Origin of the sequence: Rhizobium etli 8C-3 (assembly GCF_001908375.1) — a bacterium.
GTDB lineage: Bacteria > Pseudomonadota > Alphaproteobacteria > Rhizobiales > Rhizobiaceae > Rhizobium > Rhizobium etli_B.
Map to the genome: position 1 here is coordinate 2,143,795 of NZ_CP017241.1, position 21,090 is coordinate 2,164,884.

17 protein-coding genes are annotated in these 21,090 nt (G+C 61.5%); 7 read left to right on the forward strand and 10 right to left on the reverse strand.

Annotated elements, in window-relative coordinates; translation table 11 throughout:
• Positions 1 to 191: 191 nt before the first annotated feature.
• Entirely contained in the window at positions 192 to 1,211 is a 1,020-nt protein-coding gene (locus AM571_RS10930; protein ID WP_074061416.1) for a flagellar biosynthetic protein FliO, read from the forward strand.
• 107 nt (positions 1,212 to 1,318) lie between these two features.
• Here the strand turns inward: AM571_RS10930 and ltrA are convergent, their stop codons facing one another.
• Both ltrA and dksA read right to left on the reverse strand, forming a co-directional pair.
• Entirely contained in the window at positions 1,319 to 2,698 is a 1,380-nt protein-coding gene (ltrA, locus tag AM571_RS10935; RefSeq protein WP_081377061.1) for a group II intron reverse transcriptase/maturase, read from the reverse strand.
• A 477-nt stretch (positions 2,699 to 3,175) separates the two neighbouring features.
• Positions 3,176 to 3,595 (reverse strand): RNA polymerase-binding protein DksA, encoded by a 420-nt coding sequence (gene dksA, locus AM571_RS10940; RefSeq protein WP_028739636.1) that lies wholly within the window; start codon positions 3,593 to 3,595, stop codon positions 3,176 to 3,178.
• Between the two features lie 275 nt (positions 3,596 to 3,870).
• Here dksA and AM571_RS10945 point away from each other — a divergent pair, with 275 nt between their 5' ends.
• The 4 genes from AM571_RS10945 to AM571_RS10960 all read left to right on the forward strand — a co-directional run bounded on the left by AM571_RS10945 (position 3,871) and on the right by AM571_RS10960 (position 7,746).
• Positions 3,871 to 4,365, forward strand: a complete 495-nt coding sequence (locus AM571_RS10945; protein ID WP_074061417.1) for a SixA phosphatase family protein — start codon at positions 3,871 to 3,873, stop codon at positions 4,363 to 4,365.
• Positions 4,366 to 4,440: 75 nt separating this feature from the next.
• Entirely contained in the window at positions 4,441 to 5,916 is a 1,476-nt protein-coding gene (locus AM571_RS10950; RefSeq protein ID WP_074061418.1) for a YcjX family protein, read from the forward strand.
• The gene (locus tag AM571_RS10955) at positions 5,913 to 6,992 is read left to right on the forward strand and encodes a YcjF family protein (protein WP_074061419.1); all 1,080 of its coding nucleotides are present in this window, start codon (positions 5,913 to 5,915) and stop codon (positions 6,990 to 6,992) included. Before AM571_RS10950 ends, AM571_RS10955 begins: the two co-directional genes overlap by 4 nt.
• A gap of 202 nt (positions 6,993 to 7,194) precedes the next feature.
• Positions 7,195 to 7,746 (forward strand): hypothetical protein, encoded by a 552-nt coding sequence (locus tag AM571_RS10960; protein ID WP_074061420.1) that lies wholly within the window; start codon positions 7,195 to 7,197, stop codon positions 7,744 to 7,746.
• Positions 7,747 to 7,799: 53 nt separating this feature from the next.
• On the opposite strand, the gene folK is transcribed toward AM571_RS10960, so the two are convergent.
• From folK to folP, 3 genes are read right to left on the reverse strand one after another with little or no spacing between them, the layout of a single operon-like run.
• Positions 7,800 to 8,249 (reverse strand): 2-amino-4-hydroxy-6-hydroxymethyldihydropteridine diphosphokinase, encoded by a 450-nt coding sequence (folK, locus tag AM571_RS10965; protein WP_237358553.1) that lies wholly within the window; start codon positions 8,247 to 8,249, stop codon positions 7,800 to 7,802.
• A gap of 58 nt (positions 8,250 to 8,307) precedes the next feature.
• Entirely contained in the window at positions 8,308 to 8,679 is a 372-nt protein-coding gene (gene folB / locus AM571_RS10970) for a dihydroneopterin aldolase (protein ID WP_074061422.1), read from the reverse strand.
• Positions 8,679 to 9,542, reverse strand: coding sequence for a dihydropteroate synthase (folP, locus tag AM571_RS10975; RefSeq protein WP_074061423.1), 864 nt, complete (start codon positions 9,540 to 9,542; stop codon positions 8,679 to 8,681). Before folP ends, folB begins: the two co-directional genes overlap by 1 nt.
• A 104-nt stretch (positions 9,543 to 9,646) precedes the next feature.
• Here folP and AM571_RS10980 point away from each other — a divergent pair, with 104 nt between their 5' ends.
• On the forward strand, positions 9,647 to 10,267 hold the full coding sequence (locus AM571_RS10980) for a DUF922 domain-containing Zn-dependent protease (protein ID WP_074061424.1): 621 nt from the start codon (positions 9,647 to 9,649) through the stop codon (positions 10,265 to 10,267).
• A 263-nt stretch (positions 10,268 to 10,530) separates the two neighbouring features.
• On the opposite strand, the gene AM571_RS10985 is transcribed toward AM571_RS10980, so the two are convergent.
• Positions 10,531 to 10,851 carry a 2Fe-2S iron-sulfur cluster-binding protein gene (locus AM571_RS10985; RefSeq protein WP_074061425.1) on the reverse strand — a complete coding sequence of 107 codons (321 nt, stop codon included), beginning with the start codon at positions 10,849 to 10,851 and terminating at the stop codon, positions 10,531 to 10,533.
• 203 nt (positions 10,852 to 11,054) lie between these two features.
• A complete protein-coding gene (locus AM571_RS10990; protein ID WP_074061426.1) occupies positions 11,055 to 11,423 on the reverse strand; it encodes an Hpt domain-containing protein in 369 nt (122 codons plus the stop codon).
• A gap of 465 nt (positions 11,424 to 11,888) precedes the next feature.
• Here AM571_RS10990 and AM571_RS10995 point away from each other — a divergent pair, with 465 nt between their 5' ends.
• The gene (locus AM571_RS10995; protein WP_074061427.1) at positions 11,889 to 18,056 is read left to right on the forward strand and encodes a hypothetical protein; all 6,168 of its coding nucleotides are present in this window, start codon (positions 11,889 to 11,891) and stop codon (positions 18,054 to 18,056) included.
• A gap of 156 nt (positions 18,057 to 18,212) precedes the next feature.
• Here AM571_RS10995 and AM571_RS11000 read toward each other — a convergent pair whose 3' ends face one another.
• From AM571_RS11000 to AM571_RS11010, 3 genes are read right to left on the reverse strand one after another with little or no spacing between them, the layout of a single operon-like run.
• Positions 18,213 to 18,827, reverse strand: a complete 615-nt coding sequence (locus AM571_RS11000) for an ABC-type transport auxiliary lipoprotein family protein (protein WP_074061428.1) — start codon at positions 18,825 to 18,827, stop codon at positions 18,213 to 18,215.
• 32 nt (positions 18,828 to 18,859) lie between these two features.
• The gene (locus AM571_RS11005) at positions 18,860 to 20,230 is read right to left on the reverse strand and encodes an MCE family protein (protein ID WP_074061429.1); all 1,371 of its coding nucleotides are present in this window, start codon (positions 20,228 to 20,230) and stop codon (positions 18,860 to 18,862) included.
• Positions 20,231 to 20,239: 9 nt separating this feature from the next.
• A complete protein-coding gene (locus AM571_RS11010) occupies positions 20,240 to 21,085 on the reverse strand; it encodes an ABC transporter ATP-binding protein (RefSeq protein ID WP_074061430.1) in 846 nt (281 codons plus the stop codon).
• Positions 21,086 to 21,090: the final 5 nt, after the last annotated feature.

Sequence of the window (21,090 nt, forward strand, 5' to 3'; positions counted from 1 at the left end):
GCGTCCGCAAAAACACTGTGAGAGCCAAGAATGCTTGAATTCACAACGAACGGCGCCACTTTCGACAACCAAGCGCGCCGCAGAAACATTCCCTGGCGTGGGGACATGACTGGACAATCAGTCAGGCTATTGCCTAAGGAGCTGAAAAGCCGTCATGTTATGGCGATCGCGGCAAACCGGAGTAATAGATCATGTTCGACGAAGTAATGGGCGCCTATGGCAGCCGTTTCCTCCTCGCAGCTGGCGGCGTCGGAATCGCGCTGCTGCTCCTGATCGGGATCTTGTGGATCCTCCGCAGCCGAGCGCCCTCCCCCTTTGTACGTGGCGGCAAGAACCGTCAGCCGCGATTGCAGGTCCTGGATGCCGCAGCCGTCGATACGCGCCGCCGGCTGGTGCTCGTGCGCCGTGACGACGTTGAGCATCTGATCATGATCGGTGGTCCGACCGACATCGTTATCGAAAGCCGAATCCTGCAGGATGCAGATGAGGATTCCGAGCACGCCTTCATAGCGCCCATTGCCCCGCCGGCGTCTCGTTCGCAGCCTGTCGTGTCGTCCGAAGAGCCGCCCGTCGGCTCGGCAAGGCCCGTCACGCCGAAACCTGACGAACCCTATGTTCCGGCTCCGGCTCCCGCGCCTGCTGTCGAGCCGCGTCTGCATCCAGTCGCAAGCGCTCCTGCCGCGGCGCCCGCTGAACAGGCGCCCGCAGCTTTGCATGCGGCAACATCGGCAGTGGCGGAAAAAATCGAGCGGGAGGCCGCAAGCCCTGCTGCTTTGCCGCCGATCATTCCGCGGCCTGCGGAGCGGGCCGCAGGCCCGGTGATAGAGCCAGCCAGCGCCGCCGACATCCTCGACGCGGCGCGCCAGCGCGTTCTGCCGCAGCAGCGGATGGAGCCGCAGGTCTCGACGCCACCAGCACAGAGCCTTCCGACCGTTGCCGAAGGCATACCTGTCGTGACAAGCGACGCGGCCACCGCCTCGAAACCAGCGCCTGGCGACTTCGAGCGCATTCTTCAGGAAGAGATGAACAATACGCTTGCAGCGCAGCGCATTGTTCCGGCAGCGAACGCCCCTGCCCGCCCAGTTCCGCCACAGCCCGGCAACCCGCAGCGCCGCGATCCTGAAATGGCACCGATCACCGGTGCCGACGCCGAGCTTCAAAAGGAAGTGGCCCGGATCTTTGGCGAAATGAGCGTCAATCGCGAAAAGTAGGCTGCCGGGCCTGGGAAAGCCATCGCAATCGGGATAGGGGGGAGCCTTGCGGTTCCGCCCCTCCCACACCACCCTGCGTACGGGTCCGTACAGGGCGGTTCGGCTGGTTATGCGGCCTTGGCGGGCACAACGGAAGCGAGGCCTATGCTTGCGAGGAAAGCGTTCGGCAGGGCAATGGCGAGCGCGGGGCTGTTGCTGATGCGCCATGGGCCGCGTGCACTGCCGGCGGTTTGTGCCGCCAGATCGTGACTGACACCACGGCGCCGCAATTCCGCAAAGCGGGTGTGCCCGCGCTTCCACTGTTTCCATACGATGGATCGCAGCCTTCGCCTGATCCACTGGTCGAGGCTGTGCAACACCGACGGGGTTTCGCAAAAGCCGAAGTAACCGCGCCACCCTTTCAGATAGAGCGACAGCTCCTTGGCTATCTGCGCGAGGCTCGCGCCCCGCGTCCGCATCGTCAGCACACGCACGCGCTCCTTGAACCGGACCACAGCCTGCGGTGCGATCCGACGCCTTGGCATCTTCTCGTTCGTAAAGCTGAAGCCGAGGAATTTGCGCCGGTGCGGCGGGGCGACTGCGCTCTTCTGCGTGTTGACCTTCAGCTTCAGACGCCTGTCGAGGAAGCGTTCGATACTTGCCATCACCCGTTCGCCTGCCCGCGCACTGCGCACATAGATGTTGCAGTCGTCGGCGTAGCGCACGAAGCGATGGTTGCGTCGCTCCAGTTCCTTGTCGAGTTCGTCCAGCATCAGGTTGGACAGCAGCGGCGAGAGCGGGCCACCCTGCGGCGTTCCTTCGTCGATTGGACCGATCAGCCCGCCTTCGAGCACACCCGCGGTCAGAAAGTCACGGATCAGGCGAAGGATACGCGGATCGGACACCCGCTTGGCCACCAGCCCCATCAGGATGTCGTGGTTGACCCGGTCGAAGAACTTCTCCAGGTCGATGTCCACTACAATGCGATGACCCGACGCGATGAACGCTTGCGCCGCGGCAACCGCCTGATGAGCCGAGCGTGCGGGCCTGAACCCGTAGCTCGACGCGCTGAATCCGCCGTCCCATGCAGTCTGCAGCACCTGCATCACCGCCTGCTGGATGAAGCGGTCGAGCACCGTGGGGATGCCGAGCGGACGGGTGCCGCCGGACGCCTTCGGGATGTCGACACGTCGCACCGGCTGTGGTTTGTAGGCGCCTTCGAGCAGTTGGGCGCGAAGTTCGGGCCAGTGGTCTTTCAGATGCAGCGCCAAGGCATCGACACTCATACCGTCGACCCCCGGCGCTCCCTTGTTGCGCCGGACCTGCGCCAGCGCCTTCCTCAGATTGTCGCGATCGACAATCGCTTCCATGCACGGTCCGGCCATTGCCGCCGGACTTTCGGGGGCGGCGTTCGCCGCACAGGCTTCGGTCCCTGCCCCAAGGCGATTGCGGGATTCACCCGCTCCCTCCACAGGCAAGGCCAGCTCAAGCTGATTTTTCTGCCGCATGGCCAATGCGAGAACTCCGTCCTACTCGTCCTTCCAACCGTTCGGGCCTTCGTTTGGCAGACACCTCCCTACTATGCCCTGTGCTGACCTCTGCACCGCGATCAGCGCGCCTCACGGCGGGCTCAGTCCGGATTTCCGGACACGGCGCAGATCTCCCGAGGTAAGATCGACCGCCTTCCCCGCACACCGGCCGGATTTACCACCCCGGTCCTTGATGACCATGGACTTCGCGGTCATCTGCCCGCTCGTCCGGCCGGGTAGGCCTCGTATCCGGTTCTTGTCCATCGGGTCGCGGGTTTGCTCCACGCTTCCTTCAGACCCCGCCTCACGACGACGCCCTTGCGCTTCGCTAACCCTTCGCCGCCATCAGGCTGGGTAAAGGACTTACACCTCCAAGCTGTCGATCATGCTCGGCACACAGAAAAAAGGCACCGCAGACTGCGGTGCCTTCAATTTCCACGAAGGATTCCGAAAAGCTCACTCGTCGCGATAAACCTTTTCGCGCCGCTCGTGGCGCTCCTGCGCCTCGATCGACAGCGTTGCGATCGGACGTGCGTCGAGACGCTTGATGCCGATCGGCTCGCCCGTTTCCTCGCAGTAGCCGTAGGTGCCGTCTTCGATACGCTGCAATGCTGCATCGATCTTGGAAATCAGCTTTCTCTGACGGTCTCGAGCGCGAAGTTCGATCGCCCGGTCCGTTTCGGAAGAGGCTCGGTCCGCGAGGTCCGGATGGTTGGCGCTTTCTTCTGCCAGATGATCGAGTGTCTCGCGCGCTTCTCTAAGGATGTCGTTTCGCCAGGCAACAAGTTTGGCTCTGAAGTAAGCCCGCTGGTTTGCGTTCATGAATTCCTCGTCTTCCGAGGGAACGTAGCTGCTAAGATCGATCTTCTCACTCAACGCGATTCTCCTGAAGAACATCTCATATGGCGGGGTGTATATCCCAAGCGCTATCGCGGGTTCAAGCCAAATACGACACGTAAACAGATTTTTAAATCTGTAACATTTTTAAGCTAACGGTTTATTTTCGCATCACTATTAGCAATGCTGGTTTTTGCTTACCGTTCAAGAACGCGTGTTGAGCTTACTGTTTTGCGCCATCGCTATGCCGATGCGGTTGACGGCGGTGATCCGCGGGCGCTACTGAAAAGGCTCCTTCGCTCGTGGAATCTTCTATGGCCGCAACCTTGCCTTCGCCCTCAAGAATTTATTTGTTGCGGCATGCAGAGGCCGCCTGGGCGCAACCGGGCGAACGGGATTTTGACCGGCCTTTGAATGAAAAGGGCTATGACGACGCGGAAATCGTGGCGGACCGCGCAGCCGACAAAGGCTACCGACCGGAGGTTTTGATAAGCTCCACTGCACGGCGCTGCCGCGAGACCACGCAAGCCGTGCATCGCGCTATGGGATTGTCGCTCGACATCCGCTATGTCGACCAACTTTACAACGCCACCCCGGAGGTCTATCTCGATATCATCGACAGCCAAACCGTCGGCTCCGTCATGCTTGTCGGTCACAACCCGACAACCGAGCAGACGCTTGAAGCGCTGATCGGTCACGATGCACTGCTCCGCGCAATCCCGGACGGCTTTCCCACGGCGGGACTTGCAGTCCTCGATTTCGACCATGCCTCCGCGGGCTGGAAGCTTATCGACTTCGTGCACGACTGATCTCTTTCGCGCCGCTTCTTTTTCGGAAAGCATCCACGTCCTATATGCTTGAGCACTGACAATCGGAAATCCGCCTTGCCGCCAAGCCTGACATCCCTTACCGGCGACGCGCGTATCGCGCTCGACAACCTCGCAGACCGCGCCTCGGGTCTCGTCAAACCGACCATCCGCCTCGGCGTCACCGGGCTTTCCCGCTCGGGTAAGACGGTCTTCATCTCGTCCCTCGTTCATAACCTTTTGCATGGCGGACGCCTGCCGCTTTTCGAGCCGGTCCAGTCCGGCCGGGTGTCAGGCGTGCGGCTGGAACATCAGCCGGATGACGCTGTTCCGCGCTTCCAGTACGAGGATCATATCCGGGCGCTGGTGAAAGACCGCATCTGGCCGGAGTCGACCCGCGCCATATCCGAACTTCGCATCACGCTGGATTATCAGAGCGCCAGTGGCTGGAACCGTCTGTTCTCGCCGGGACGTCTCTCGATCGATATCGTCGATTATCCCGGAGAGTGGCTCCTTGATCTACCGCTGTTGGCCAAGGATTACCGGACCTTCAGCGAGGAGACGCTGGCGCTCGCCCGCAGCGGCATCCGCGCGAAACTTTCCAGCCGCTGGATGATACTGACTGAAGCCACTGACGTGAAGGGACCCGCCGATGAGATGCAGGCGCGCGATCTCGCGACGGCTTTCACCGGTTACCTCAAAGCCTGCAAGGCAGACGATCGCTCGCTTTCGACATTGCCGCCCGGCCGCTTCCTGCTTCCGGGCGATCTTGAAGGTTCTCCCGCACTCACCTTCGCGCCACTCGCCTTGCCCTTTGAAGGCAAACCGCCCAAGGGTTCTCTCTGGGCGATGATGGAGCGCCGCTACGAGGCCTACAAATCCGTCGTCGTCAAACCTTTCTTCCGCGAACATTTTGCCCGGCTCGACCGCCAGATCGTCCTCGTCGACGCGCTGCAGGCAATGAACCGCGGCCCGGAGGCGATCCAGGATCTGGAACGTGCGTTGACGGATGTGCTTGCCTGTTTCCGTCCCGGTACGAACTCGCTTCTTTCGTCGCTCCTTCGCCGCCGCATCGACCGTGTTCTCGTGGCCGCTACGAAAGCCGATCATCTGCATCACGAAAGCCACGACCGCCTCGATGCGCTGACGCGCCGCCTCGTCGAGCGAGCCATCCACCGGATCGGCATGGCAGGCGCCGGCATCGACGTCATGGCACTTGCCTCGGTGCGCGCCACGCGGGAGGCGACCGTCAAGCGCGACGGCCACGATCTTCCGGTGATTGTCGGCACGCCGATCGATGGCGAAACGATTGCCGGCGAACACTTCGACGGCATGAAGAAGACGGCGGTCTTTCCGGGTGACCTTCCCGAAGACCCCGAAAGCCTGTTCGACGGCATTGAATCTGCAGGTGGTGATGTCCAATTGCCGGATGTGAACATTGTGCGCTTCCGGCCACCGCAGCTCGAGGAAACCGGCAGCGGCATCAAGCTTTCGATACCGCATATCCGGCTCGACCGGGCCATGCAGTTTCTGTTTGGAGACCGCCTCGCATGAGCAAACCCGCTTCTGGAGATTCGCACCGGCCGCGCCGCATACCGGCGGCCTTTGCCTATGAGGACGACCCGCGCGCCGGCGAGACGGACAGGAAGCCGGAGGCCCGCAAGCCGGCAAGCTTCGGCGGCGAAGTCGTCCTCACATCGGACGAGGACGACCCCTTCAACCCGCACAAGGATATCGCCTCCCTGCCGGTCGCAGTGCCGCGCAAGCGGCATGCCTCCTTTGCCAAGATCGCGCTAAGCGCATTCGGCGTGCTTTTTTCGCTCGCCTTCGGCCTGTGGACCGACAGCCTGATCCGCGACCTCTTTTCCCGCGCCGACTGGCTTGGTTACACGGCGCTGGCGGCGCTCGCGATCGGCATTCTCGCCGTCGTCGCCATCGTTATCCGCGAAACGGCGGGTATAATGCGCCTCGCGGCGGTGCAGACGATCAAGCTCGAGGCGGAGGCCGCCATACTGGAGACGAGGCCCGCCAGGGCACGCGCCCTGGTAAAGCACCTTTCACAGCTGCTTGCAGGAAAGCCTGAAACCGCCAAGGGCCGCGCAACCCTGAAAGCCTCCGAAGGCGACATCATCGACGCGCCGCATCTCGTCGCACTCGCAGAACGCGAATTGCTGGCGCCTCTGGACCGCCAGGCAAGAGCGCTGATCGTCAATTCCGCAAAGCGCGTTTCGATCGTCACCGCTGTCAGTCCGCGCGCGATCGTCGATCTTCTCTACGTGCTTTTCGAAGCCTCGCGCCTGATCCGCGCCATCGCCGAGCTTTATGGCGGCAGGCCGGGCACGCTCGGCATGATCCGCCTGATGCGGGACGTTCTGGCGCATCTCGCCGTCACCGGCTCGATCGCCGTCGGCGACAGCCTCGTGCAACAGGTCCTGGGCCACGGCCTTGCCTCCAAGCTTTCAGCCAGGTTCGGCGAAGGCATTATCAACGGGTTGATGACAGCCCGGATCGGCATAGCTGCAATGGATCTGTGCCGTCCGCTTGCGTTCCGCGCATTGAAGCGGCCGGGAATCGGCGACTTCATCAGCGATCTGGCGCCATCCGTAACGCCGCGCACCAGTGGCAAATGAACATTTGCGCAGCTAGGTGCCTTGCGTAACGGAAAGAATTACAAAACGCAGGAAATTCATGACACTGGCAATATGAATTGAATTCGCCGAGCCGCCCGAAATCCCTCGAATCCATGCATTTAGACGCTCTAGAAACCAAGCATTAACCATTATTCGGCAAAACTCATGGCTGACAACGGGTGGTGTTTGCCAAGGAAAATCCATGTATTCGCGCAAAGTTCTCTTCATAGGCGGGCTCATCGCCGCGGCATTGTCTCCGGCGGCCGATATTGCCCCTGCTGCAACTGCCGCCACACGTGACAAGGCATTCTTTGAGTCTGTTGCCGGCAACTGGAGAGGTCCGGGCGAAATCGTGGCCGGCAAATACAAGGGCACGAAATTTAGCTGCAACCTCATCGGTTCTGCCGTGAGCGATGGCGGCGCCGGCATCAAGCTCGACGGCTCTTGCCGCGTTGGCGTGTTCAAACAGCCGATGTCCGCCCTCATCACCCAGTCGCGCGGCGGCTACAAGGGAAAATTCCTTGATGGCGCCGCCGGTAAGGGTCTCGATGTCGTCTCGGGCACCGTCACGCAGGACACCGTCGTCGTCGGCCTGAACCGCGCCAAGCTGAACGGCGCGATGATCGCCCGCGTTCGCGACGACAAGACGATGAATGTCACCGTCTCGGTGAAGGTCGAAGATCGCATGGTCCCGGTGATCGGCCTGACGCTGACCCGCCAGATCGATGAGATGACGGTCGGCTCCGTCGAGTAAGAGCTGCATGTTGGAAGGCATCCCAAGCGGCGGATTTTCCGCCGTTTTTCATGTCACGCGCTACGCCACCACTCGCGATTGGCGTCGGCGATCTCGATGCCTTGGATATCTGCTCGGGAAAGCCAATCCGCGACCGTCCGACCCTTAACGATGACGTCCGGCGCAAAATCTGCAAGCGGCATCAGAACGAAGCCTCGCTCGGTCATGCGCGGATGCGGCAGCTCCAGCCTCGGCGCCCCCTGTTCGATATCGTCGAAAGTCAAAAGATCGATGTCGAGCGTTCGCGGTCCCCAACGCTCGATGCGCTTGCGTTTCATGTCGCGCTCGATGCCGAGACAGACATCGAGCAGAGCCTCCGGTTCGAGCAAAGTATCGAGTGCTGCGCATGCATTAAAGAAGAAGGATTGGTCCGTCTTGCCCCAAGGCGGCGTGCGGTAGAGCCGCGAAACGGCGGTGACGCGGCAATCATCACGCCCGTCGAGCTTCCGCAGGGCGGCAGCCATCGATTTCACGGGATCGCCGAGATTGCCGCCGAGACCGAGCGTGGCGGGCCTGAAAGGATCAGCCGGCAACGTGTTCAATGCTCACCTGTACGAAATCGAGAACGCCGGGCACCGGCGCATTCGGCTTGCGCACCGTGATCTTGGCGCGCCTGATCTGATGAAACTTTTCGCACAGGCCCTTGGCTATATCGAGCGCCAGCGCTTCGATCAAATTGCGGCGCTTGCCCGTGACGATGTCCTCGATCACTGTGAAGGCAATCCCGTAATTGACGGTATCGTCGATCGAGTCGCTTTCGAGTGCACCGGCCGCGACGACGTCGAGCTCGGCATCGACAAAGAACCGCTGGCCGAGGAACTCTTCTTCGTCGTGAACACCGTGACGCGCAAAGAAGGCGCAGTTCTGCAGCGTGATTGTATATTTCGTGCGCATCAGCCTTCTCTCCGCTCGTACTCCCGGCGCGCCGCCAGCATAGCATCCGCGACCGCCAGCGCATCCCTGTTGATTGCGACATTGTGCACCCGGAAAACCGCAGCACCCTGTAGCCTGAGCAGTGCGCTGCTTGCCGCAGTTGCAACATCGCGATCAGCCGCATTCCGTCCTGTGACCGCACCGACGAAGCGCTTTCGCGACGTTCCGGCCAGAAGCGGCAATCCGAAACGCTGCAATTCAGCAAATCGCGCCATCAGTTCCAGATTCTCGTCGGCATCCTTGGCAAAGCCAAATCCCGGATCGAGGACGATCCGCTCGCGCATGACGCCTGCTTGCGCGGCGATCTCCAGGGAGCGCACCAAGAAATGGTATTGGTCCGCAATCACGTCCGGAAGCTTCTCGCGTTCGCGGCCCGTATGCATGAGGCAGAGCCCGGCGCCCGTATCGCTCGAAACCTTCGCGATCTCCGCGTCCTTCTGCAATCCGAAGACATCGTTGATGATATGCGCGCCTGCCCCGACGGCCAGCCGCGCCGTCTCCGCCCGGTAGGTGTCGATCGAAATCAGCGCATCGCTTTTGCCGCGCAGAGCCTCGATCACCGGCAGCACGCGGGACTGCTCTTGCGCGGGGCTGATTTCGGTAGCACCCGGACGTGTCGACTCCCCGCCGATATCGATGATCGCGGCGCCCTCGCTGACAGATTGAAGGGCATGCTCGACGGCGGCGTCCACGCTTTCGTAGCGTCCGCCATCCGAAAAAGAATCCGGCGTCACGTTGATGATCGCCATGATTACGCCGCGCGGCCCGAGTTCTATTTCGCGGCCATGCGCGACGCGCCAGAAACTGCTTCGAAGCTGTAGCATCGGGGTTTATCCCATTGATAATAAAAAAAGCCGACGACCCTATATTGCGCTCGCGGTGGCTATGCCCCAAGCTCCGCCAAACTTCAACACGGGTAGCGTCAAGAATGCCTTCCGCATCGCGTTATATGCGTTTCGTCCTTGCTTTTTCCATGACGGTTGCCCTTTGCATTCCCGCCTCGGCTCAAGTCGTTGCGACCAAAAGCTACTCCTATTTCGATGTCCGCGGAAAGAGTGCCGGCGAACTCGATGAGGAACTGAGCCGTCGCGGACCGACGGCGAGCGGCTCGTCGGCGCGCCACCCCGGGGCCACGAAAATCCGCTTCGGCGGCGAGGCGACCTACGTGCAGAGCAACGGCCGCTGCCGCATCTCCAGTGCAAAGGTGACCGTTCACACGCAGATCATCCTGCCGCGCTGGCGAAACCGCAACGGCGCCAGCAAACAGCTGTCGACGATCTGGGATGCACTTTCGAGCGACATCAAACGGCATGAGGAGCGGCACGCGGAAATCGCCCGCACCCAGGCACGTGTCATGGAAAGACGGATCCTCGCGCTGCCCGCCCAGCACAGCTGTGGAGCCATGCAGGAGCTCGTTACGGAAGCGTCTAATCGCGGGATAGAAGAACACGACAGGTTGCAGGCCCGTTTCGATCGCATCGAGGCGGTCAACTTTCAGAGCAGGATGATGCGCTTGCTCAACAAACGACTGGGTTCGTCCGGCCGATAAGCAGGTAATATCGTTAGCTGAGCAACGAAACCGATGCGACCCTTTCCTTCTCCAAAGCCTGTTAATGACGAAAATTAGAGATATGCGACTCAACCCGCACGCGCTAATATGAACACATTCAGAAGTTCAGGTGGTTGACCTCACCTTCTGTTGCTGGGTTCTCCTGGCGCGTTCTAAGCCGCGGGCGGTCCTCCCTCGTCCGATGGTTATGCGCCCGCCTCGCCTCGCACGTCATCTGGCGCGCGAGGCTTTTTTTGCGCTGATCAGGCCTGCCGCTCGGGCACGTGGACGATAAGTCCGTCGAGCACCGCCTTCATTCTGATCTGGCAGGAAAGCCGCGAAGTCGGGCGCACATCGAAAGCGAAGTCCAGCATGTCTTCTTCCATCGCTTCGGGCGGACCGACGCGCTCGGCCCATTCCTCGTCGACATAAACATGACAGGTCGCACAGGCGCACGCGCCGCCGCACTCGGCCTCTATGCCAGGCACCGAGTTGCGCACGGCATTCTCCATCACGGTGGAGCCTTGATCGACATCCAGATCGAAGCGCGTGCCGTCGAAGGCAACGATAGTCAGTTTGGGCATGATGCTTTCCGGTATTACATGAAGAGGGAGGGTCGAAATTTTTCTTCCAACAAATCCGATGGGCAGTCAACATCGACCGCGTCTACGGCTTCATTCCATATTTAAAAGCGACGGGCTTTTCCATTTGCGTCATACCGCTGGCCACAAAAAGACCCGCTGTTCCGGAATGGAGCAGCGGGCCGAGTGGCTTAAGATGCTCGGCTCTAGCGGCTGAGCTTGAGAATGAAATTTTCGGCTTCGACGACGGCGGCTCCGACAGCGGCCATGCACGCTGCATTTGCGCAATTATTCTCGAACATGTCCGCCGCTTCGGACACCTGGAAAGCCCCAACCGCGCTCGCTGCCCCCTTCAGCCGATGGGCAGCAGCTTGCATCTTCTTTGCATCGCCCGACGAAATTTCCTGCAGGCAGGCGCGTGCCTGGCGCGCAAACATCTTAAGGACCTCGACTTCGAGTGCCTTGTCGCCCATCGTCTGCTTTGCCAGATGCACAAGGTCGATTGGGCGTGACTTCGAGGGACAAGGCCCGTTTGAATTATCCGGCGCCTCGAACGCAATACTGACTGCTGCCATTGTGCCAATTCTCCCGTCTTTACCCCACAGGTGGATTCACACTGCGGTTGGAGAGTGGCGATCTCGTTAAATTCTGGCACATCGAAGCCGGAATTCTCCCGCTATGGTTAACAACCGCTTAACACCCCTAAATTATTGGTTTTTCGACGTCCCTCCGTCGTTAAATTATGTTAACAACTGGTTAATGGACGGTGATTAGCAAGGCTTCATTAATTGTCTCGGAAGCCCGGATGTGTCACTACGATACTAGTAGAGTAGGTTTGTGGTACGCGCCTTTGCTGGCCAAGTGGATAGTGGTAATGTTTTGATACCGTCCGTTTGAAAAAGCGGCTATCTACTCTGAAATGACATGCTTATCCGTCCGACGGGCTCGGATGGGAAGGTCAGAGGCAAAGGTTGGAATCCGGATGCGGCACTGTCCGGGGATGCGGCTGAACCGGCTGAGATGTAACGAGGCGTAACCGAATGGCGAACAACAAGTATAGCGAGTCGATCGAGGACAAGGCGTTCAAAGCATTGGACGAAGCCCTCCAGATTGACTTCAGCCAGCAGAAGGCGCCGCCTCGCGGCGCTAAAACGCCTGACGCCCCGGAGGCCAATGTGTCCGATACGCCCTCTGCCCGCAGCAGCCAGCAGGACCAGGATGACAGCCAGCGCCGCCGCGGCCGCGGCTCCCGGGCAGAGCAGGTAGCCCGCACCCCAGCGCTGGCCGCGGCCAACGATGCCAATCGCATGACTGCGGCCTCCATTCTCAAATCGCTGGACGGCGGCTCGACGCGCTCGGCCGTGCGCAATGCCACGCTCTTCTCGCTGCTGTGGATCGTCGGCGGCGTTGGCCTGATGGCCTTGCTCTACTCGCCGCAGATTTGGCAGATCCGTTCCGTCACGGATCTCGTGGCACTCCCCGGCGTCATTGCCGGTGTCATCGGCATCATCGTGCCGGTGCTTCTGTTCTATGCCTTTGCAATCATGATCTCGCGCGCCCAGGACATGCGCAACGCCGCCCGCTCCATGGCGGAAGTGGCTCTGCGCCTCTCCGAGCCGGAAACAATCGCATCCGAACGCATCATGACGGTCGGCCAAGCCGTTCGCCGTGAAGTCTCCGCCATGAACGAAGGCATCGAGCGCACGATCGCGCGCGCCTCCGAGCTTGAAACCCTGGTTCACTCCGAAGTCAACGCGCTTGAGCGCAGCTATGCCGATAATGAACTGCGCGTGCGTGGTCTGGTTCATGAATTGGGCTCCGAGCGCGAAGCCATCGTCAATCACGCGGAGCGTATCCGCAGCTCGATCGTCGGCGTCCATGACCAGCTGAAGGAAGACCTTTCGCTCGCAACGGAAGAGATCGCGGTGCGCCTTGCAACGTCAGGCGAAGCCTTCGCATCGATGATCGACACCCGGGCTGCGACGCTGACGGAAAAATCGGAAACCGCGATCCAGTCGCTCGGCTCGCTCCTCGCAGCCAAGACCGACTCGCTGCTGCAGACGCTGACGTCCTCCGGTTTTGCGCTGGCGCACGAATTCGACACGCGCCTGGAATCACTCACCTCCAACCTCAATGATCGCGGTGAGCAGTTGCTTAGCCAGTTCGAAACGCGTGCCTCCACTATGGACAGCAGCGCCGAGAAGCTGAATGCGGCGTTGAACGACCGCGCCCGCCAACTGAACGAAATCCTGATTGCCCGCACCCGCGAAATAAACGAAAGTCTGACCGGCGGCGAACGCGAGATCACCGGCACGCTCGACGACGTGCTTGCCAAGCTCAACGCATCGCTCGACGATAAGAGCGCGAGCTTCCGTCAGAGCCTGCAGTCCAGCGCCGACGACGCCATCATGGACCTCGACCTGCGCTCCGGATTCTTCGACGAGCGCCTGCAGGCAACCGTCGCCCAGATGTCGACCGCCTTCGACGAGCGCGTGGCGGAATTTGCAAATGCCTTCGATAAGCGCGCCGGTTCGCTCGACACCAAGTTGATGGAAAGCCTCGCGCGCATCAACGAGACGCTGGCCGGTGGCTCGGAATCGATCGACGGCATCCTCAATTCCAGCATCGAGCGCCTTGGCGCCTCGATGACCGACCAGTCCTTTGCGCTGGCCACCGCGCTGAGCACCGGCCAGGAGGTTATTGAAAGCTCTCTCGGCAGCAAGGTCGACGAAATCTCGAATGCTCTTTTGGCCCGCACCAGCGAGATCACGTCTGCCCTTCAGTCTGCGAGCGGCGGGATTTCGGAGGCGCTCGCCGTGGGTGTTTCCGAGTTGCATGGCAGCCTTTCGGCCCGCACCAGCGAGATCACTTCTGCGTTGCAGTCTGCAAGCGGCGAGATTTCTGAGGTGCTCGCCTCGGGCGTTTCCGACCTGCATGGCAGCCTTTCCGGCCGCACCAGCGAACTCACCTTCGCGCTGCAGAGCGCAAAGGATGAAATTTCTGAGACTCTGGCGTCCGGCACCACCGATCTGCGGACGAACCTTTCGAGCCAAACCGGCAAGCTGACCTCCGCGTTGAAAAATGCTAAAAGCGAGCTCTCCGAGGCTCTCACATCCGGCACGTCAGAGCTGCAGGCGAATCTCTCGGGCCGCACCAGCGAATTGGCATCGGCCCTGCAGAACGCCACCGGCGAAATTTCGCTGGCACTGGCAACCGGCACCTCCGAACTCCATAACAATCTTGCGGCGCGTTCGACCGAATTCCGCGAGACCCTGCTGTCGACCACGTCCGACCTCACGGCTGCCGTCTCCGCAGGCACGGAGCAGATAACTTCGGCATTCGGCCGCGCCGACGAGCTCAACAACGTTATCTCCCAGCGCGCCGCTGCGATCACGCACGCCCTGGATTCTGCCCATGAACGCATCGACGGTGTCATGGCCGAACGCAGCAGCGCGCTCGTCAGCGCGCTCTCCAGCAACCACGATCGCCTCGCCGACGCCCTTGACGAAAAAACGATGGCGCTCGCCATATCGCTGGACGACAGCCAGAGCCGCTTCGACAGCGCACTTGAAGCCCGCACCAGCGCGCTCCTCGATACCGTTGCAGGTGCTGAGGCCCGGGTTGCCGGCGCCTTCACCGACAAGGCAGAGGGGATCCGCAGCGCTTATACTGACAACCAGGAGCGGCTCGAAAGGTCGCTCAGCGAGCACGTCGCGGTGCTTTCCTCGACACTCTCGAGCAGCAACAACCGTCTTGAGACGCTGACGGGCGAAGCAGCCGCACGGATGGAATCGCTTACCAGCGAAGCTGCCGCCCGCATCGACAGCGGCCTTGCATCGGCCCATGATCGCATCCGCGCAACGCTGGACGACCGCGCCAACGCCATCAGCCTTTCGCTCAGCGACGCGCATTCGCAGCTCAAAAATACGCTGTCCGACCAGGCGACGACCATCGGCGCCTCGGTCGCTGCAAGCGCCAGCATGCTCGAAATGTCGCTGGAAGATCATGAAGCCTCCATCCGTCAGACGATCGACAGCAGCGCCAGGTCGCTCGAAGAGCGCCTGCGTGAAGGCGCCGGCCAGATCGCCGGCCGCTTCCAGGATGCGGCAAGCGAAATCTCGCGTTCGGCCGAGACTTTCTCCATGCACCTCGATCAGTCGATAGACGGTATGACCGGCCGTTTCGCCGAAACCGGTTCGCGCGTCGAAGCAGGCCTTGCCGCTCTCGAAAACCGCATCCGCGACGGCGTCGGCGGAGTCGCAACGCAGGTAGATGCCGCAGGCAGCCGCCTTGCCGAAACACTCAACGACAGCATTTCGCAACTGCGCGAACTCGGCGACGATGCCGCCTTGCGCGTTACGACTGTCCTGGAAAGCACGAGCGATACGCTTACCGGCGCAATCGATGAGCGCACGGCAAGCCTTGCCGGCGCAATCGACGAACGCACAGCAAGTCTCGCAGCTGCTATTGGCGAGCGGGCTTTGGCTCTGACCGCCGCTGTCGATGAACGCGCTGCAAATCTAACGATGACGATCGACGATCGTGCCGCAAATCTCGCAACCTCCATCGACGACCGCACGGCAAACCTTGCACAGGCGATGCACCGCGGCAGCGAGCACATCGACGAACGCCTGTCCACCATGGACCGGGCGCTCACCCTTGGCCTCAACGCCGTCAACCAGACGATCGAAGGCAAGGCCGCCGGCCTCGCCTCGACGCTGCGCAGCGCCGTGGCCGATGCTGCCCAGGGCATGGATGCCGAAGCCGCACGCACGGCGGAACTGATGGCCCGCACTGGTCAGCAGTTTACAGAAGGTCTTGACCAGAAGAGCGGCGAGTTCGCGCGCGCCATGGATGAACGCTCCGAACAGATCGTCGGCCGGGTTTCCGAAGCGCAGAACCGTCTCGCAAGCCAGGCAGCCGCCGTCGCTCAGACCTTTTCCGAGGCGGGCAATGCGATCGTCAACAAGGTCGCAGAAGCCGAAACGCTGGTTAGCGGCCAGGTGAATGCCATTTCGCAGGTTCTCTCGGAGGCCCAGTCGTCGCTGGAGAGCCGCGGCGACGCAATCCGTTCGACGATCGCAAGCGCCAGCGAAGGCATCGCCACGACCATGTCGGACGTCGACAGGGCTCTTGAAGCCCGCAGCAGCGCGATCCGCTCCGGTTTGGAAGAGCGCGCACGCGAAATCGATGCGACCTTGAGCGACGTTGAAAAGGCGCTCGAAGCCCGCGGCCATACGATCCGCTCGACGCTCGACGAGCGCACCCGCGAGCTCAACTCCATGCTCGCCGGCCGTTCTTCCGAATTGTCGCGCCTGATCGACGAAACCGCGAATCCGATGATCGAACGCTACACGGAAGCTGGCAAGGAGGCTGCGGCCCGCATCGCCGCCGCCGCCGAGCAGAGCGCGGACCGCCTGCGCGCCGAAAACGCAGTCCTGGCGAATGCGATCGCGGCGCGCACCGAGAGCGCTTCCACGGCGGTCAATGCGATTGAAACGAGCCTGCTGGCCAACGTCAACGCCCTCATCGAGCGTCTGTCCGAAAATAGTGCGTCGATGGCAGGTATGATGAACCGTGCGGCGGAAGATCTTGCCAATGTCGATGGCCGCCTCGGCGAGACCACCTCGCGCTTCACGGACTCGGCGTCGAAGGCGGCAGAGATGGTTTCCGCCTCGACCCGTCTTCTCGAAGGCAAGGTCGACCGCCTCTCAGACATATCGGGCCAGACATTGGCACAGGTCGGGGGCATCATCAGCCGCTTCGACGAGCACTCGAAAGTTCTAAGTCAGGCTTCAAACCTGCTCGCAGCTGCGCAGTCTAATCTTGTCTCGACACTGGAGGAACGCGAAGGCGCGCTGCAAACCCTCTCCGTCGGCCTCGTCCAACGTTCAGAAGAGATCGAAAAGACCATGCGCGCCCTCTCCAGCATGGTCGAGAATGCGTTCGAGCGTGCCGAGCAGCGCTCCAACCAGGTCACCGGCAATCTGCGCCAGGGCGTGCAATCCTCCTTCGCCGACATCGGCCGCGTTCTTTCGGACGCGGAAAAGCGCGCCGAGGAAGCCGCCGAGGCGATGCGCAGCTCAATCGTCAAGGCTGGCGAAGAAGCAAACGCAACGATCGAGGGTACCTTCGACAATGCCGAACGCCGCTCGAACGACTTGGTGAACCGCCTACGCGGCGGGCTGACCGCGTCGCTTTCGGATGTCGAGCGGATGCTGGGCGAGGCAGGCCGCGCATCGGACGGTGCTGCCCAGCAGCTCCGGGAATCGCTTCGCGAAGCCGTCGAGGAAGCGGTTGCACGTTTCTCCGGCGCCACCGACGAAATCCGCCGTTCTGCCGGCGATATCCGCAAAGAACTCGACATGACGCGCAGCGAATTGAAGCGCGGTGCATTCGACCTTCCAGAAGAAGCCAAGGAAAGTGCGGCCGCAATGCGCCGCGCCGTTGCCGAGCAGATCAAGGCGCTGCAGGATATTTCGCAGATCGTCAGCCGTTCCACGCAGCAGCTTGAAATCTCCGAGCCGGTCGCCCGCGCCGCCGCACAGGCCCAGCCCGTTCCGCGCCCGGCGCCGGCGGTCCAGCAGCCTGGTCCGACGCCCGCCCGTCCGGCCGTCGTCGAAGACGGCTTTGCGCTCCGCGGCACGATCGCTCCGCCGGTATCGCCTGCCCCGCAGCGCGCCGCGCCTGTACCGGCCACGCCTGCCCGTCAGGAAACCGGCGGCTGGATCAGCGACCTGCTGCGCGGCGCCTCGCGCGATGAAGGCGCCGAGGACGCGCCGACTGCACGCCCGGCAGCCCCGGCAGCCCCGGCCGCCCAGCCCGCGCCGGCACAGCGCAGCGCCGATAATCGCAATCCGCGCCACGTCGTGGAATCGCTGAATTCGCTCTCGGTCGATATCGCCCGTGCGATCGACCACGACGCCTCGGTCGATCTGTGGCGCCGTTATCAGCGCGGTGAACGCGACGTCTTCACCCGCCGCCTCTACACGCTGAAGGGCCAGCAGACATTCGACGAGATCAAGCGCAAATACGATCGCGAACCGGAATTCCGCACCGCCGTCGACCGCTACATTGCCGATTTCGAGAAATTGCTTGGCGACGTCGCCCGCACGGATCGCGACCGCACGATTACGCAATCGTACCTGACGTCGGACACCGGCAAGGTCTACACGATGCTGGCCCACGCCGCAGGCCGCCTGAGCTAGCTAACGGAAGCAAAGCACGGTGATGGTGGAGAGACTTGTAAAATTTGCCGCGGCCGTAATGACAACCAGCATTGCGGGGGCAGGAATTGCCCGAACACGACACTGAGCTTTCGCCGAACCGAAGGCCGACTGGGCGGCCCCGAAAAACCGGCTCGGTCAGATCGATCGCAGTGTCCAATCGACGATTTCGCCAGTCACCGCTGCAAATGCGCGATCGAGCGCTCTCACGTAGCCCTCGCTCGATCCGCCGCCGGCAGGAACGGCCGCACGAAAAACCTTCTGGGCGCGGACCGTACCATTACGATCGTTGAGGATGTTCGCGGAGATTTCGACGATCGCCCGGCCGCCGGCGCTGTTGTCGATCTCGAAGGAGCGGATGTCGGTCACGACCTGGTAGTCGATCGCAAGGCCCTGCCCCGGCTTGCCGACTCCACCGAGCTTGCCGGAGTTTTCGAAGGCCTCGACCAGCTTCGATTGCACGATGCGCGGCAGCCTGTCGCTCCATTGCGAACGTGACAGGTACTGGATTTCGGATGGCGAAACCCGGACAACGATCTGTTCGCCGTCCAGCGCCTTCAGCGCCGTCGGCGCCGGCACCAGGATCTGGCTTCGCTTCGCAGCCGGGCCATCAACGCTGACGGAGGCGGAAAGATCAAAGGTGTCGTTCTTGGCCGCCGTGCCGCAACCGCTCACTGCCAGCGCCATAAGCGGCAAAAGGAACGCCGTCCTTGCCAGCAATGAACGGCGTGCCAAAACATGCGATACGGCCATATTCCAATACCCCTGCTTTTCAAATATCGATGTCAACGGCGCGTCCGGCCGTCAAATTGCTTCACCGTATCGCCACCAAATATCAGCCGCTGCGGATTTTGATCGAAATTGCTGATCGCACTGTTGAGATTCTGCATGGTCCGGCGAGTATCCTCGACCAGCGACTGCACGTCGCGCAAGCCGCCGCTTGAGAATCGCTGCAGATTGTCCGCGATCGGACCGATGCGGGCGTTGAGGTTGTCCGCCATTTTCTTGAAGGATTCGAGCGTCGCGCGCGCTTCGGTAAAGAGCGACTGCGAATTGTCAGTGGCGAACAGCGCGTCAAGCTTGATCAGGATGCCGTCGACGCGCGTCGACGCAGAGTTCAGCTTGTTCGCCATCTGCGAGACGTCCTGTATCGTCTGGTCGATATCCTTCTGGCGCGCCGAAACCGTATTGGCCACATCCCTGATGGAAGCGACCGCGACGCGCGCATCCTTCGTCGCCTGCGCAATATCATCGACCGACCCCTTCACCTTGGCAGGATCGATCTGCGCCACAAGGGTATCGACGCGATCGAGGGTCGTTTGCGCCTTCTTGCCGAAATCGTTGAACGTCGTCGCCGTGTCATTAAATCTCTGGATCGCACCCTTTAGGTCGCCAGAGGCGTTCGCGATATCGCGGCTCACCTTTTCAGCATTGCCGAGGATCGTATCGATCTTCTTCGCATCGACCGCACGCACCAGCGCCTCGACGGCTTCCAGCGTGGAATCGACTTTGCCGGAAACGTTGCGCACTGTTTCCGAAAGCTGCCCGACGCTCTGTAGGAACGAATCGATGTTGCCGGAATTCTTCGCCAGCGCGTCCGAGAAGCTTTCGGCATTCTGCAGGGTCTTCGTCAGCGGTCCGCGCGCGTCGCGGACAAACCCCTGAACCTCTCCAACCGCATCGTTCGCCCGATCGAGGATCCTGTCGGCCGTCGCCAGGAGGTTCGTCACGCTCGATTGGTCCGCGACGATGACTGCGCGCTTGCCGGTCTCGATAGCCTTCTGCAGGATGTTCTCCTCACCCACCTTGCCGCCCGAAAGCTCGATATAGGCCGCACCGGTCAGGCCCTGGATTTCAAGGATGGCCCTGGTGGAAGGATAGATCGGTGCATCGACACGCACCTCGGTGAAAGCCAGCGAATATTGCGGGTCGTCGGCATCGATCGACAGCGACGTCACCGAACCCACCTGGATGCCGTTGAACCGCACCGGCGAGCCGACGCTGAGGCCGTTTGCCGAGCCAGGAATGCGCACGACGAGCTCCGCCATGGGACCGCTGCGTCCGTACTCGGCCATCCAGTAGACGAAGCCGAATGCGGCTGCGATCACCAGAACAGTGAAAAAGCCGACGATCGTATAGTTCGCTTTGGTTTCCATCTTTTCCGGTCACTTCCCGCGGCTGTCGCCAACTTCGGCACGGCCGGCGGCTGTTTCTTCTTGCGGCACGATCGAGCGCGCGCGCTTACCCTTGAAATAGGCCTGAACCCACGGGTCATCAAAGGCCAGCATGTCGTCGATCGTGCCCTCAACCATTACTCGCTTGTGTCCAAGCACGGCAATACGGTCGCAGACGGAAAACAGGCTGTCGAGGTCGTGGGTTACCATGTAGACGGTGAGCCCAAGCGTATCGCGCAACCGGGCGATCAGTTCGTCGAATTCCGCAGCCCCGATCGGATCGAGGCCTGATGTCGGCTCGTCCAGGAACACCAGTTCCGGATCAAGCGCCAGGGCCCGCGCAAGGGCGGCGCGCTTGATCATGCCACCGGAAAGCTCGGAGGGATACTTGTCCGCCGCATCGGCAGCAAGGCCCACAAGCCGGATCTTCAGGTGCGCCAGCTCGTCCATCAGCGATTTAGGCAGATCCAGATATTCGCGCATCGGCACCTGGATATTCTCCCTCACCGTCAGCGAGGAAAAAAGCGCGCCCTGCTGGAAAAGCACCCCGAGCCGCATATCGAGCGCGTTGCGCTGGTTTTCATCGAGCTTATCAAAGTTCTGCCCCAGGATCTCGATCGTGCCGGAGCGGCGCGGCAAAAGGCGCAAAATGGTCCGCATCAGCACCGATTTGCCGGTACCCGATGCCCCGACGAAGCCCAGGATCTCGCCGCGGTAGATATTCAGGTTCAGCTTATCGAGCACAATTTTCGAGCCGAAGCCGACGGTGACGTCCCGCGCCGAAAGCACGATGTCCCGCTCCTTTTCCTCACCCGGCTCTGGCTGCTGCCCGTTCACGCTGA

Bases quoted from the DNA above. Each gene is read 5' to 3' on its own strand.
- AM571_RS10955 (WP_074061419.1), top strand. From the start codon at position 5,913: ATGAGCAAACCCGCTTCTGGAGATTCGCACCGGCCGCGCCGCATACCG.
- AM571_RS10980 (WP_074061424.1), top strand. From the start codon at position 9,647: ATGCCTTCCGCATCGCGTTATATGCGTTTCGTCCTTGCTTTTTCCATG.
- AM571_RS11005 (WP_074061429.1), bottom strand. From the start codon at position 20,230: ATGGAAACCAAAGCGAACTATACGATCGTCGGCTTTTTCACTGTTCTG.
- AM571_RS10930 (WP_074061416.1), top strand. From the start codon at position 192: ATGTTCGACGAAGTAATGGGCGCCTATGGCAGCCGTTTCCTCCTCGCA.
- AM571_RS10995 (WP_074061427.1), top strand. From the start codon at position 11,889: ATGGCGAACAACAAGTATAGCGAGTCGATCGAGGACAAGGCGTTCAAA.
- AM571_RS10985 (WP_074061425.1), bottom strand. From the start codon at position 10,851: ATGCCCAAACTGACTATCGTTGCCTTCGACGGCACGCGCTTCGATCTG.
- folB (WP_074061422.1), bottom strand. From the start codon at position 8,679: ATGCGCACGAAATATACAATCACGCTGCAGAACTGCGCCTTCTTTGCG.
- AM571_RS10960 (WP_074061420.1), top strand. From the start codon at position 7,195: ATGTATTCGCGCAAAGTTCTCTTCATAGGCGGGCTCATCGCCGCGGCA.
- folK (WP_237358553.1), bottom strand. From the start codon at position 8,249: ATGGCTGCCGCCCTGCGGAAGCTCGACGGGCGTGATGATTGCCGCGTC.
- AM571_RS10945 (WP_074061417.1), top strand. From the start codon at position 3,871: ATGGCCGCAACCTTGCCTTCGCCCTCAAGAATTTATTTGTTGCGGCAT.
- folP (WP_074061423.1), bottom strand. From the start codon at position 9,542: ATGCTACAGCTTCGAAGCAGTTTCTGGCGCGTCGCGCATGGCCGCGAA.
- ltrA (WP_081377061.1), bottom strand. From the start codon at position 2,698: ATGCGGCAGAAAAATCAGCTTGAGCTGGCCTTGCCTGTGGAGGGAGCG.
- AM571_RS11000 (WP_074061428.1), bottom strand. From the start codon at position 18,827: ATGGCCGTATCGCATGTTTTGGCACGCCGTTCATTGCTGGCAAGGACG.
- AM571_RS10990 (WP_074061426.1), bottom strand. From the start codon at position 11,423: ATGGCAGCAGTCAGTATTGCGTTCGAGGCGCCGGATAATTCAAACGGG.